Below are 13,489 nucleotides of genomic sequence, written 5' to 3'. Positions count from 1 at the left end.
GCCGCTCACCCCGAGAGCCGGGTCACGTCGGCGTTGAGCCGCTCGTCGAGTTCCCGCCACCGCTGGTGCAGGGGGCCAGGGTCGGAGGTGGCCAGCACACGGCAGATCTCCGGAAGCGGTCCAAGCGAAGGCCGAGGCTGCCGGATGTCCTCGAACTCGGGAAGAAGCGGCCCTGCCCCGTCGACCAGGGAGTCGTCCAGAAGTCTGGCGTACTCGCGGGCTGCGGCCCCCTTCGCCGGAGCCGACCCGTTGACGGCCCCGTCCTCCTGTACACCCTCGCGATGGATCTCCCGCACACCGTTCTGCAGGCTGGGCGGCAGGGTGAGCGCAGGTGGCACCTCGGTGCCGGGCCTGTACTGCGCTCGTGGCTCAAGAATCCCCCGCCGGTACGCCTCCAGCATCGCGTCCCTGAATCTGCTCAGGCCTTCATCCCGAACGGCCCGCAGATCCGAGTACGCCTGGCCGAGTCGCGCCAGCGCCGCCCTGACCTGGCCCTGAATCCTGGCGCACGCCCGATCACTGCGCCGGCGCCGCAGCCGGGCCACGAACACCGCGTCAGCCTCCGGGTCGTCCCCCTTCACCTTCATCAGGATGGAGGTCAGCGTGAGCAGCCCGATCAGCCCGGCGACCAGCAGGACCTGCTGCTCGGGCGCAATCGAGCGGCGAAGCTCGGCGAACGACTCGTACGCCCTGAGATAGGCGAAGTACCCCACCATGCTCATGACGAGAGCCAGGTACCCCACAGCGACGACGGCCCGTACCGCCTTAAGCGCACGGCCGCCGCCATCAGCCCGGCGTGACCATCTGCGCACCAGCCCGCCGACCAGAGTGGCGCCCAAGAGAATCATGAACACCACCGCGATGCCGGGTACCAGCGCGATCGCATAGTGCACCCAGCTCGGGTCCTCGTCGGTGCCGGTGTAGCCGATGTCGAGGAAGTACTGCTGGAAGAACCATACGTCGAACGCGCCGATCATGATGATCGCCGGCCAGCGCAGAACCCGCAGCCACAGGGGCGGGGCGGCTGAGGCCTGTTCGGTGCGGGCCCGTTCGGCGCGGCAGGCTCGGCCCACGAGATGGGCGTGCCTGCCCTCCGTCACGAACATCTCGTAAGAGTCCAGCGCAGCGACGGCGTCGTGGTGGGCTGCGATGAGGTTGTTCCTGCCCTCTCGCATCGCATCGGCCACCTCCAGCAAGCGGCGCAGGCCGGTCTGGGTGCCGCCGAGGAGGGCACACGTCTCGGCGTAGCTGAGCACGGCCGGATCGGGGTGATACTCGCGCGGCTCGGCGGGTGTCTCGGTGCCCGAGAACGGCTCCTCACGAGGCAGTTCCCACAAGGCGCAGCGGCAGCTCTCGGCGCAGTAGACGGGAGCCGCGCGGCTTGGCCGCCTCCACAGGGAGCCATTCCGCGGCTGCTCATCGGTCATGACCATCAGGTGTCCCCCTCCCGTTCCGGCCGGGTGGCCTGAGGCGATGGGTCGGCCGCGTCACCGCTCGGCGCGCCGGTCCTTACGGAGCAGGTCTCCGTTATCTGGCGGCACAGGGCCTCCCAGAGCCGTCCGACCGAGGCGATCGCGACCGGCGAGGCCTCGCGCATCTTGCTGGAGGACGTGCCGATGCCGACGATGTGCACGGGAACACCGCTCAGGTTTCGCGGCAGCTCTGCGTGGCAGCCCTCCACTATGCGGGCGATGTCGTCGTCGCTCAGCACCTTGCCGATCTTCAGGCGGGCGCAGCCCTTGCTCGCGTATCCGTCCGTGGCGACGTAGATGTCCTTGGCCCCGCCTCGCTCGACGGCGAGCTGCTCACCCGCCGCGTGCAGCGCCCCCAGCACGTCGGTACGCCGCGAGACACCTTTCTTGAGCGCCGTCTGCCGCACGCTGTGCTCGATGCAGTCGATCACGGCCCGTCGCAGCTCGCCCTGCTTCTTGGCGGTCCCCCTGATGGGCGGCGCCACCAACGGCTGGTCCGGCCAGGACAGGAAGCGCTCACCGGCGAAGGGGACGATGAGGTACCGGTCACCGCCGTTCACCGGCACGTCCTTACCCAAGCGTTTTGCCCAGTCCGGGACGAATTCAGCGCTATCCTCGGCCACGGTCGAACCGGAGCGGTCGATCAGGATGGCGTGCGTGGTTCCCGTAGATTCTCCGGCTGCTGCAGAGGACGGCTGGGCCATTGCCCAGCACGGGTCGCCACCGGCAGTGGGGTCTACAGTGCTCAGGCAGCCGCTGAGGGAGAGCGCCGCGGTCACGGCGGCCACAGCCGCCAGGACGGCCGGGCCTCGCTTCTGTACGATCATCGTTCCCTCACAGACTCTCGTCGTCCGGCCGGGGCTGCGGCCCGCTTCCGTTGCCCGCATGCCCGTTGGGGGAGGTATGTGGCGGGCCGGTGGAGGAACCGCCGTCGGCGGCGTCCTGCCCCCGCTGATCGCTGGCAGGCTCGTCATGGCCGTCCGGTTCCGGCCCGCCACGCTCGTCGGCGTCCTGCTCGTGCGGATCCTCCTCCGGCCAGAAGTCCTCCGGCTCCTCGGCGAACCGTCCCACCCCGTCATAGACGCCGTCGTATCCGCCGCCGTCGCTGAGGCGAGCGCCGAACATCTCCGGCTGGGGGTCCGACATTGCGGGCTCCTGGTCGGGCCGCAGGCCGAAGACGTGGGCCATGGGGTCGCTCTCGGTGTACGGCATGAGCTCCTTCTGGAGCATCTCCCCCACGAGGTCGTACCGGGGCAGGTTGTACGCCTTGACCAGCTTGTTCAGCATGTCCTCGACCGCGCTGGCGAAGTCGTACTGTCCGGCATCGCGGTACTGCTTGATCACGTCGTTGTAGAACCCGGCGGCGAACGTCACGTCACGCCTGCGCCGCCAGTGCATGCTGGCCACCGTCTCGGTCACCTGCTGACCGCGCTCCGCCAGCCTGATGGCGAACGGTACCCGCCAGTCGTTCTTGAGATCATTCGGATCGGCGCCGAGGAACACCAGCCAGTGGTCTCGCAGTTCGGCGAGGGTCTGGATGGTGCGCCGGGATGCCGAACGGTGCGCTTCCAGGCGTAGTCTGGCCCGCCACTCGCGTTGCTGGTATGTCCGCACGGGGTCGACCAGATCGACCTCCGCCCATGCGGAACAGGTCGCTGTCCGGCCGTCCCTGGAGACGCTGCCGAGTGCCCGGTCGCTCTCCTCCTGAAGCGCTTTGTTCGCGGCTTCCTCGGCTCCCTTGGCGTCGTACGGCTCGTACAGGCGGGTGGCGCTGCGGATGACACGGCGGATGACACGTTCGTCCAGCGCACGGCGCTCATCGATGAGCTGCCTGAGAGACGTGCTGTCGTATCCGCCGCTCGCACACCAGCAGCAGCTCACGGTCACGGTGAAGGGGAAGGCGTCGTCGCGGGCGGGGGTGAGGAATCTGAAGCCGTCGATGACGTTCACCGGCGGCACCTCCGGATAGTGCCTGCGCCGGAACAACCGGAGCAGACGCGACCCGATACCCGGACGCGCGGGACCGGCCACGGTCGCTGTTGCGCTCATGGGTGCTCGATCTCCAATCGAGAAGGTCAGATGAGGGGGAAAGCGCGGAAGGGGGCGCCTCCACGGCGTCGCTTCCACTGCTGGATCTGGTGGTAGAAACGGCGCAGCTCCAGGCCGCCGTGGGCGGTGGCCATGGGATGCACGATGCTGCGTACGGGCTCGATCAGCGTCTCGTTGCCGTCGGCCGCCTCCAGCCAGAGGCGCAGAACGTTCCAGGCCCGCTTGCCCGCTTCGCGGTCGGCGAGCGCAACCCGCCAGATGGGGTGCAGGCGTTCCGCGCTCACCTCGCCTTGAGCGAGCATGAGCAGGAGCGTCGGCGGGTGCGGACCGCCGGGATCGAGAGCCGTCAGCCTCGCCACGCGGGCCATGGTCATAGCCGCCACCGTGCGTTTGACCCGGGCCTCGGCCGATTCCCTATTGCGCGGCGGACCACTGGCCCAGTCGTGCAGCTTGTTGAGGACTTGACGGCTGGCACCCTCGGCGAAGATCTCCGTGACGATGGCGGCTATGCGGTGGAGCATGTCCGAGAAACGGAGGCCGCCGATCCGTACTTTCGCGGTGTCCACGCTCAGTGCGGAGCCGTCCCCGACGTCGACCTGCCGAGCGGCTTCGCGCAGCAGCTTGTCGATGGCGCGTAGGGCGTCGCCAGGGAACAAGGCGCCGATGCGAGTGCCGTATGCGTCGACCAGGGTCGCGAGCGGTCCACCGGTCCTGAGCAGGCGGCGGACTCGCTCGGCGGTGCGTTCGTCGGCGCCCGCCGCGGCCTCCAGCGCCCACCGGAACGCCTGCTTGTGCAGACGCTTGCCGGACTTCTGCCAGCGATCCAGCGTCGTGTGGGCGATGTGGTCGAAGTCGAGCACCGCGAACATGCCGACTGCCTGCGCGGCCTGGACGCGGAGCGCCGGGTCTTTGTCCTCGACCATGTCCTCCAGCCACGCGAGCAGCGCCCGCCGCAGGCCTGGCATGTCACGCCAGGCCACGGTCAGGACGTCACGCCCCAGTGACTCGGGCTGGAGGATCACCGGTGGATCGACGCCCTGCTGCGCCTCCGGCTCGTCCAGACCTTTGAAACCTTTGACGAAACCGTGCAGTTCCTTCGGCAACACGTCCGCGAACGGGTCGAGGCGAACCCGCTTGGGCGGCGCCAGCCACAACAGCCGTTCGCTGGCGCGCACCACCTTGCCGACCGGCTGCCCCTGGAACACCGCAGCGGCGACCAGCGGCAGCACCCGGTGCGGGGGATCGACTTTCCGGATCTCCTCACGCAGGTCCTCCCTGCGCCTGCCCGGCAACCAGGAAAGGAGCTGTGATGCGGTCACACCGTCGAGGAGCTGCAGCGCGAGATCTCCTGCCAGCCGGACAGCCTGCGCCGGGTGCCGAACCCTGACCAGTTCGTCCTCCAGAGCGGTCGCACTGAGCAGCCTCTCTGCCTCGCGCACGACGGCCGACGGTGCGCGTCGAAGGCGTGTCCACAAGTGCCGCTCGAAGACGTCGAGCACGGGCGGCGCCACATGCGAGATCACATCCGGCTCGCTGCGCAGATCGTCCGCCAGCGCGAAGTCCGCCGCCAGAACGACCGCCCATGCGTCAGCGCTCACGGCCCGGCGCAGCTTGTCCAGCTGTGAGCGGGTGATCCTGCCCCGCAGCCCGGAGGCGTCCAGCACGTAGCCGCGCCCCTGCTCCGCCTGCCAGCCCTCAGCCCGGGGAAAGAGCGCGTCGATGGTGTCCACCTCGGCGATCTCCACCGGGAACTCGTGCGCCGCACCTTCCTTGTTAGTGATCGGAACGAACTCCGCCAGAGCCCAGAGCGCGCTATCACGCCTGCCGGTGCCGTCGTCGCCGCAGAGAATCACGGCTCGCTCCGCCCGCAGACGGCTCCGCAGCGTCTGGTCGGATCCGGTCCACACGTGCAGTTCCTGCCGCTGCTCGAGCCGCTCTCTCGTCAGGCCACCGAAGTGAGGCGGAGTGCCGAAGCTGGAGTCGATGTAGTAGTTGTACGTCTGGTTGATGCGTATGTCGTCGCCGTGGTAGCTGTGTGCATCCCGCCCCGCCCACGATGTCGTGCTGTCGCGGGCTCCTCCAGAGCCCGCGTAGTAGGCGGGGCCGAGGAAATACCGTAACCCGCGTGCCCGCCGGTCGCGGTCGGCGTCCGCTCGGCTCTGCTCTTCCTCGCTGCCGGGCTCTTCCTCCAGCCGATGAGCGGACGGGACCGGACCTTCTTTCTGCTCCGATTCGAAAGCCTTCGCATCCGCCGCGGGATCAGACCACAGTTCGACTTCACTGCCGCCGTCGCGCTCCGGGTCGCCCCGAACAGGCTGCATCTCGTGGACAGTCACGGCCGCTCTCCGAAGTTCATGGTGATGGTTTCGGCGTGGATGCTCTGGATGTGCTGGCCGAAGTTCGTGACCTTGTCACGCATCGTGCCGGCGCGGGTCGCGCCTCGTTCCTTCCCCGCGTGCTCCTCATTCGAGTCCGGTCGGTCCTGCGCTTCCTGCTTCCGCGAACCCACCGCCTCCTCTTCGGCAACCGTCTCCTTGGCACCGGCCTGGCCGACAGATTCGTCCACCCGCTCCGCGCGGATGACCGTGGTCTTCGCTCTTCTCGGGACGCCCGGCAGCTCGACCGCCTCCGGTCTCATCAGATCAGCGTCTCCCTCGAACATCCGCAGCCCGAGCTCCCGCAGTCGCGGGCTAGTCGTCCCGGAGACATCGTTCAGGTAGGCCTGGACCCTTTGCTGCACCTCCTGCACCAGCTCGAGTCGGCCATCGCGGTAGAGGGCGTGCATCAGCAGCTCCGCCACCGCAGCGTTACCCCGATCTTCCTCGTGCAGCGTTGTGAGGGGGCCGATCTGCCGGACGTGTCGACCCGCCCGGATATCGATGGCCGACAGCAGCAGCCGCGCGCGGCGTACCTCTTGGGTCAGCGCCCTGCGATAGGTCTCGATTCGCGTGCCGGGAAGGCCGGTCAGCGGCGTACCCCGGCAGAAATCCAGAACGGGGTCCAGCAGTATGCCCGCCTGTCTTTCGCAACCATCGGCCGCCAGTTCCTCCGCCTGCGCGACGGTCTTGCTGAGCAGCCAGGCGTCGACGCGATCGTCATCCAAATCGAGCCGATACGCCTTTCCCTCGCATGGCAACTGCACGGGCATCCCAGCCTCGCGCAAACTGCGCCGGACATCGCTAATGAGCTTTTGTACCTGCTCGGTGTGGTCGTCATCACCGCCGTCGTCCCAGATCCAGTCGATGAGCTCGGCCAGATCGACCGCATTGCCTTTCGCATATGCCAACGCAGCGATCAGGCGCTTCGCCTGTGGCCGCCCAAGCGACCTGGGTCGTTCACCCTCCCAGACCTCCACGGAGCCGAACAGCCGCAAAAGGCTGTCCGGGCCCGCTGCCTCCACCGTCATCTCTCTCCTTCCGCGTTTTCTCCGTGAAATCTCCACGCGACTTGGAAAGGCCCCCAGAGAACGTCCAGCATTCACACTGCAAACGTCCGGGTTTCTGTCCATGAGCATGCGCGAAGGTAGTTGCAGTCCCAACAAGTCTTCGGGCAAGAAAGGAACGAAAACAATGGCCCAGATCAAGCTGAACGGACAGGTCGACTTCATCAGCGCGTGCGACGGCGGCTCCTGCGTCGAGGTCGCCAGGGTGCGTCTCATCCGCGACTCGAAGGACCCGAACGGGCCGGTGCTGGTCTTCACCGAAGCCGAGTGGCGTGCGCACGTCGAGGCCGTGAAGGCCGGCAGGTACGACGAGGAGGCCGACTGGTTCGTGACCAGCTGATCCAGACGGGGTGCCGGGGCAATGCCGCCCCGGCACCCCCCACACGTTCACGAGAGCGTGCGGACATGGCTCAGCCTCCCGCCCTGACGGTGGCGGCGACCTCGGACAGGAATGCCCGGGCCGCGTCATCGAAGACGGCCATGCGGCGTAGCAGCGACCAGCGCGTGTTGTATAGGCCGACGCTCTCCGCACCTTTGACGACGAGGTTGGCGTGCACCGTCTCGACTGTGACGACAGTGTCCTCATGGGAACCGCCGTCACCGCCGTCGGTGCCGCCGCCCTCGTCGCCCCCCTCCTCCTCGGCGGCCTGGTCCGCATCCGGCTCGTACATCACGAACGAGTGCGCCATGCTGGTCACGGCCTCGACGCCCTGTGGGATGAGGCCGATCGAGACGTTCTCCAACGTGCTCAGCGAGGCAATGCGGTCAAGCTGGGCCAGCAGCAGCCGAGGAGGTCCCGGCCGCCAGCGCAGCGCCGCCTCCGTGATCAGGAACTCGAACCGCTTGCTCTCGTCGTACAGGACGAGTTGGCGGTCGAGGCGAGCGGCCAGCACCTCCGCCAGGGCGCTTTCCGCATATCCAGGCTGGAACAGACTCAACACTCGCTTGGCGTATTCGGCCGTCTGCAGCAATCCTGGGACGAGCGAGTGCTGGAACACGCGCACTCGACCAGCCTGCTGCTCCAGGAGTTGGATCTCGCCCTGTATGTGGGGCCGGGTACGCGTGGCCATCCGCCACGTACGCACCTCAGTAAACGCGGTCTGCACCAGCGAGTCGAGCACCTGACGCGCATCGGGCGGCGCGTTGACCGCTTCTGCCCAATCAGCCACCTGGACGGCTGACGGCATGGTCGCGCCGGACTCGATGCGCGACACCTTCGACTGGCTGATCCCGATCCGATCCGCAAGCTCACGCCCGGAGATGCCGGCCATGTCGCGCAACCGTCTCAACTCTGCTCCAAGCACCTGACGCTTGACCTGGGGATCCGCGCCGTCGTCCAGCACCACAGGGAACATGCCTCCACATCCGGTTCGGCTGATTCACTGTGATTCAGTCTAAGTCATAGTGATGCAGCTATGAGTGCATCGGCGCGGTAGTCACTCACGGTACATGCATCAACCACCAGGAGGATGCAAGTAAGTCAGGAAAGTTTGAGTTATAACGACTCAGCATGATTCGCCGTGTTTGCTGTCACAGGTGAGGACAGTTGTGGCATATGTGGCTTACGAAGCCCTGCGGGGCTCCGGACACCTGTCGACGGTGACCTCACCGAGGCTGCGCGCAGTGTGTGGGCGGACCCCGGCGGTCAGGTGCCGACGCGGGTCAGGGAGCGGTCGGCGAGGGTCAGGGACAGCAACAGGACGGCGACCACCGCCAGCAGGACGCTGAGGCCGTGCAGGCCGAGAAAGGGCTCGTCCACGGAGCTCGGACCAGAAGGTCCTCGCCCAGAGGGCTCAGGCGGGAAGGTCCTCGCGCAGGAAGGACGTGACGGCGGCCAGCCAGCGTTCCGGCTGGTCCACGTGGGCCATGTGGCCGGCCTCCTCCAGGATCACCGCGCGGGCCGACGGGATGAGCACGCTCGCCTCCTCGGCCAGCGCGACGGGGAACGTCATGTCCTGCCGGCCGTGCAGCAGCAGGATGGGCACGCCCAGCTCGGCCAGCCGCCGGGCGGCGTCGTCGATCCGCGCGGACGGCAAAGACCCCGCCTGCCAGGCGCGCAGCCACTCGCCCGAGAAGCGTACGGCGGCCAGGCGCTCGCGATAGCCGTCCAGCATCTCCGCCCGCCACACGTCGGCCTCGGCCCCGGCGTACGCCGCCGCCCTGGTCAGCTCGGGCCCGGTCAGCGTGGACTCCGACCACACGCGGCGCTCGGCGGCCGTCCGGCGCTCGCGCTCCGCCCAGCCGTCGTAGGCGTCCTTCGGCACCGGCGGCACGCTGCTCGACGCGATCACCAGGCGGCGTACGCGGCCGGGAGCGAGCACGGCGAGCCGCTGCGCGAGCAGGCCGCCGTACGAGAACCCGAGCACGTCGGCCTGCGCCAGGCCGAGGGCGTCGAGCAGCGCGACGAGGTCGCCGGTGGCCGCGGCGGGCGTGTAGTGGTGAACGGCCAGGCCCTGGGTGGAGCGCCCGCAGCCCCGTAGATCCGGAAATATCACGTCGTGGTGGTCGGCGAGCCGCACCAGCGGCTCCCGCAGATAGCTGTGATCCCAATCAGGCCCGCCATGGATCACCAGCAGCGGCGAACGCCCCGGCCCGGGACCGGTCCTGGTCACGAAGAGCCGTACGTCCGGGTTCTGGCCGACGTCAAGGTGATCTTCCACAATCATCCACTTCTGCCGTTCGACGCCCCGCGTTACGATGCCGTTGATCTCCGAGTCAACCACCATGAGTCGGCCGACGTGAGGTGCCATGGGTGAGAACGGAAAGATCACGGAGCCGAGCGACGCCGGCGACCCGCCGGTGCCACCCGGGATCGACCCGACCGTCCCCAGCATCGCCCGCGTCTATGACTACTTCCTCGGCGGCAAGGACAACTACGCGGTGGACCGCAAGGTGGCCGAGGAGGCGCTGAAGATCGCGCCGGACGCGCGCGAGGCGGGCCGGGCCAACCGTACGTTCCTGCGCCGCGCCGTCGAGTACATGACGGCCGAGGCCGGCATCTGCCAGTTCCTCGACCTCGGCTCCGGGCTGCCGACGCAGGGCAACGTCCACGAGATCGCGCAGGCCATCGCCCCCGAGGCGCGCGTGGTGTACGTCGACAACGACCCGGTCGTGCTGGCCCACGGCCGGGCGCTGCTGACCACGAACGACGTCACCACCGTCGTCGACGGCGACATCCGCAGGCCCGCCGAGATCCTGGAGAACCCCGAGGTGCTGGAGTTCATCGACTTCAGCAAGCCGGTCGGGATGCTGCTGGTGTCGGTGCTGCACCACGTCAACGACGACGAGGACCCCGAGGGGATCATGAAGCGGTTCCGCTCGGTGCTCGCGCCGGGCAGCCACCTGGCCATCGTGCACTTCCACAACCCGGGCGACGAGCACCCCGAGGCGTCCGAGATCGCCATCGAGGCCGAGCGGGACTTCAACCGCAACCTCGGCACCGGCCGCTGGCGCACCCGCACGGAGATCGCCGGGTACTTCGGCGACATGGAGCTGATCGAGCCCGGCCTGGTGCCGCTGGCGGACTGGCGTTCCGAACCTGAAGACCTCATCCGCCAGGACGTGACCCGCTACAACGTGCTGGCCGGCGTGGGTCGCCGCCGCTGACCGGCCCAGCCGTACCACGGCGCCCCGCGTCCCCGCGCACGCCGGCCCTGAGCCGGTGCGCCCTGCCCCCTCCTCCCTGCGGCAGGGCGCACCTCCCCCTGCCCGCCGGGCCGGACACCGTCCCGCAGCCCGACCGCGCCCGGCCCGGCGGGGGCCACGGTGATCCTGGTCACCGGCACGGGCACGGTCTGCCCCGGCTCTTCCGGGCCCGGTCCTGTCATCAGGATCGTTTCCGTATAGGGGGCAACTGTCCGGATAGATACATAGATACGTCTTTGCGGTCATCCTCTCAGCGACTGCAGCGCGGACCCCCATGCCAGCAGCTGGTCGAGCATGAGGTTCAGCCGCTCCTCGTGCTGCGGGGCGGGCCGGAAGTCGGTGAAGTTCTCGAAGTCGGTGGCGACGGAGAGCGCGACGTACGCCTGCACGGTCGCCACCTGCACCGTGGACAGGATGTCGCGCAGGTGCCCGACGGAGCGCACGCCTCCATCGACCCCGTAGCTGACGAAGCCGGCCGCCTTGTCGGCCCACTCGTTGTACAGGAAGTCGATCGCGTCCTTGAGCGCGCCCGGGATCGAGTGGTTGTACTCGGGCGTCACGAACACGTACGCGTCGAGCGGCGCGATGGCCGCCGACCAGCGCTTGGTGTGCTCGTGCTGGTAGACGCCGGCGGCCGCCGGAGTCTGCTCGTCCAGGTGGCGCAGGTCGAAGTCCCGCAAGTCGAGCAGCCGGTACTCGGCGTCGCCACGCTTGGTCGCAAGCTCGTGCACCCAGCGCGCCACCGCCTCGCCGTTGCGGCCTGGACGGGTGCTGCCCACGATGATGCCCACCTTCGGCATGTCAACGTTCCTCTCAGCAAGGTGTCGGTACGCCGACCACCGTAGGCGGGCGATGGTGAGATGGTGAATGCGCTGTCGTCCAGGATTTATACGTCATCGTCCACAGACTTAGACTGCTCGCATGGATGTCCTGAGCGACGTGGTCGCCCTGATGCGGACCGGACGGCCGGTCTCCGCGCGCGTCTCCTGGCGCGCCCCCTGGGGACAGACGTTCCCCTCCGCGCCCGGCTCGGCGAGCTTCCAGATCGTGCTGCGCGGTTCCTGCTGGTTCGTCCCCAGCGAAGGGGAGCCCATCCCGCTCAGCGTCGGCGACGTGGTGTTCCTCCCGCACGGCGACTCGTACGGGCTCACCGACGACCCCGAACGGCCGCTGCCGCCGCCCACCGGCTGCCGCCACGACGACCCCGAGCTGTTCACCTCGGCCGGAGTCGGCGGCAGCGGGGCCGAGACCGTCACCCTCGTCTGCGGCTACCGGCTCGACCCCCGCCTGGCGCACCCGATCCTGCGCTCGCTGCCCCCGGTGATCCATCTGACCGCGACGCTCGGCTGCCACCCCGAGCTGCGGGCGGCCGTCGAGCTGCTGGCCGGGGAGATCGACAACCCGCGCCTCGGCGCGGACACCATCGTGACGTCCCTGCTCGACGCGGTGCAGCTCTACGTGCTGCGCGCCTGGTTCACCTCCGGCGAGGTCTGCACGCACGGGGGCTGGGCCGCCGCGCTCGCCGACCCGGCCGTCGGGCGGGCGCTCGACGCCATGCACCGCGCCCCCGAGCGCCGCTGGACCGTCGAGTCGCTCGCCTCCCAGGCGGGCCTGTCGCGGGCCGGGTTCGCCCGCCGCTTCAGCGAGCTGGTGGGACAGCCGCCGCTGGCGTACCTGACGTGGTGGCGGCTCGCCACGGCGGCGCGGCTGCTGGTCGAGTCGGACGCGCCGGTGTCGGAGATCGCCGCGCGCGTGGGTTACGGCTCGGAGTTCGCCTTCGGCAACGCGTTCAAGCGCGAGTACGGCCTCGCGCCCGGCCGGTTCCGCCGCCGCCACGCCCTGGCCCCCGCCGCCGGCACCGGCCGAAGCATCGCCGCACGATGACGATTGGTGGGGTCTTTGGGGCGGATGGTAATGGCCTGCACCAGAATGGGGGAATGGCATACCCTCCACAGCCGCAGCCCCAGCAGCCCGGCCCATGGGGCGGCGCACCAGGCCAGGGTGCGCCGCAAGGGTACGGCCCGCAGCAGTCACCCTCCGGCCCTCAGCAGCCGACCCAGCAGCTCCACTCCCCGTACGGGCCCGCCACCCAGCCGGCCTACGAAGGCTCACCGTACGGCCAGGGCGGCCCTGCCTACGGGCCCCCGCCCGCGTATCCGAGCGGCTCCGGCACCGGCAACAAGATCGCGGCGGTGGTGTTCACCCTGATGGGGCTCACCGTGGCGGGCATCATCGGCATCCTCGTCTACCTCTTCACGTCCATGGACGACAAGATCGACGAGATCGCCCTGCCCGTCTCCACGCCCAGCGCGCGGACGCCGCAGCCGTCGCAGACGCCGTCCCCGTCGACGACCGTGCCGGAGCCCGGCTCCCCCATCACGGCCGACGAGTTCGGCGACTGGAACTTCATGATGGGGACGGCCAAGTTCCGGGCGGACAAGGTGGCCGGCTGGACCTACGACTCCTGCACCCCGGTGGACGGCAAGGAGCGCGTGCTGCGCGCGAACAGGTGCGAGCGCGCGGTGCAGCTCGCGTACTCGGCCTACAAAGGCCACCTCAAGGCGGTCACGCTCCTCATGCAGTTCCCCACCGACCAGGCCGCCAAGACCACGGCCGACCGCCTGGCCAAGCTCTCGTCGAACGCGATCAGGTGGCGCCATGACAAGGCGCACTCCGAGTACGTCTACGGCAAGATCCTCTCGGGTGCCTCGAAGAAGTACGTGGTCGTGACCATCGTGACCGCCGACAGGACGGCCGAGAAGAAGGCCCGGAGCTTCCACGGGTACCTGCAGGCCGATCACGAGGCCGCCTTCCTGTTCCGCGACTAGACCATCACGAGCTGACATATCCGAAGGAGTTCCGCCCCATCGTCACTGATCCA

Annotated in this window: 12 protein-coding genes; 4 read left to right on the top strand and 8 right to left on the bottom strand. The window is 68.8% G+C overall.

Features of this window, described 5'->3' with window-relative positions; all coding sequences use genetic code 11:
* Positions 1-5: 5 nt before the first annotated feature.
* The 5 genes from ACFMQL_RS20065 to ACFMQL_RS20045 all read right to left on the bottom strand — a co-directional run bounded on the left by ACFMQL_RS20065 (position 6) and on the right by ACFMQL_RS20045 (position 6,927).
* The gene (locus ACFMQL_RS20065; protein ID WP_378786453.1) at positions 6-1,433 is read right to left on the bottom strand and encodes a hypothetical protein; all 1,428 of its coding nucleotides are present in this window, start codon (positions 1,431-1,433) and stop codon (positions 6-8) included.
* Positions 1,433-2,032: a hypothetical protein gene (locus ACFMQL_RS20060; RefSeq protein ID WP_378786451.1), complete on the bottom strand. Its 600-nt coding sequence runs from the start codon at positions 2,030-2,032 to the stop codon at positions 1,433-1,435. The genes ACFMQL_RS20065 and ACFMQL_RS20060 overlap by 1 nt, the downstream gene beginning before the upstream one ends.
* Positions 2,033-2,306: 274 nt before the next feature.
* Positions 2,307-3,422, bottom strand: a complete 1,116-nt coding sequence (locus ACFMQL_RS20055) for a hypothetical protein (protein ID WP_378786449.1) — start codon at positions 3,420-3,422, stop codon at positions 2,307-2,309.
* Between the two features lie 125 nt (positions 3,423-3,547).
* On the bottom strand, positions 3,548-5,857 hold the full coding sequence (locus ACFMQL_RS20050) for a hypothetical protein (protein WP_378786447.1): 2,310 nt from the start codon (positions 5,855-5,857) through the stop codon (positions 3,548-3,550).
* The gene (locus ACFMQL_RS20045; protein ID WP_378786445.1) at positions 5,854-6,927 is read right to left on the bottom strand and encodes a BTAD domain-containing putative transcriptional regulator; all 1,074 of its coding nucleotides are present in this window, start codon (positions 6,925-6,927) and stop codon (positions 5,854-5,856) included. Before ACFMQL_RS20045 ends, ACFMQL_RS20050 begins: the two co-directional genes overlap by 4 nt.
* A gap of 163 nt (positions 6,928-7,090) precedes the next feature.
* Here ACFMQL_RS20045 and ACFMQL_RS20040 point away from each other — a divergent pair, with 163 nt between their 5' ends.
* Positions 7,091-7,303, top strand: coding sequence for a DUF397 domain-containing protein (locus ACFMQL_RS20040; RefSeq protein ID WP_378786443.1), 213 nt, complete (start codon positions 7,091-7,093; stop codon positions 7,301-7,303).
* Positions 7,304-7,373: 70 nt separating this feature from the next.
* Here the strand turns inward: ACFMQL_RS20040 and ACFMQL_RS20035 are convergent, their stop codons facing one another.
* Together ACFMQL_RS20035 and ACFMQL_RS20030 are read right to left on the bottom strand one after the other, a co-directional pair.
* Positions 7,374-8,309 carry a helix-turn-helix domain-containing protein gene (locus ACFMQL_RS20035; protein ID WP_378786441.1) on the bottom strand — a complete coding sequence of 312 codons (936 nt, stop codon included), beginning with the start codon at positions 8,307-8,309 and terminating at the stop codon, positions 7,374-7,376.
* Between the two features lie 447 nt (positions 8,310-8,756).
* Positions 8,757-9,623 carry an alpha/beta hydrolase gene (locus ACFMQL_RS20030; protein ID WP_364060510.1) on the bottom strand — a complete coding sequence of 289 codons (867 nt, stop codon included), beginning with the start codon at positions 9,621-9,623 and terminating at the stop codon, positions 8,757-8,759.
* An 88-nt stretch (positions 9,624-9,711) separates the two neighbouring features.
* Here ACFMQL_RS20030 and ACFMQL_RS20025 point away from each other — a divergent pair, with 88 nt between their 5' ends.
* Positions 9,712-10,569, top strand: a complete 858-nt coding sequence (locus ACFMQL_RS20025) for an SAM-dependent methyltransferase (RefSeq protein ID WP_378786439.1) — start codon at positions 9,712-9,714, stop codon at positions 10,567-10,569.
* A gap of 281 nt (positions 10,570-10,850) precedes the next feature.
* On the opposite strand, the gene ACFMQL_RS20020 is transcribed toward ACFMQL_RS20025, so the two are convergent.
* Entirely contained in the window at positions 10,851-11,408 is a 558-nt protein-coding gene (locus ACFMQL_RS20020) for an NAD(P)H-dependent oxidoreductase (protein WP_364060504.1), read from the bottom strand.
* Positions 11,409-11,529: 121 nt separating this feature from the next.
* Between ACFMQL_RS20020 and ACFMQL_RS20015 the strand changes: the two genes are divergently transcribed.
* Positions 11,530-12,492, top strand: coding sequence for an AraC family transcriptional regulator (locus ACFMQL_RS20015; protein ID WP_378786437.1), 963 nt, complete (start codon positions 11,530-11,532; stop codon positions 12,490-12,492).
* A 53-nt stretch (positions 12,493-12,545) separates the two neighbouring features.
* Positions 12,546-13,436, top strand: coding sequence for a hypothetical protein (locus ACFMQL_RS20010; protein ID WP_364060498.1), 891 nt, complete (start codon positions 12,546-12,548; stop codon positions 13,434-13,436).
* Positions 13,437-13,489 lie beyond the last annotated feature (53 nt).

Source organism: Nonomuraea fastidiosa (genome assembly GCF_042751225.1).
Taxonomy (GTDB): Bacteria; Actinomycetota; Actinomycetes; order Streptosporangiales; family Streptosporangiaceae; genus Nonomuraea; species Nonomuraea fastidiosa.
The sequence above is the reverse complement of the archived record's forward strand: the minus strand, read 5'-3'. Positions and strand labels throughout refer to the sequence as shown.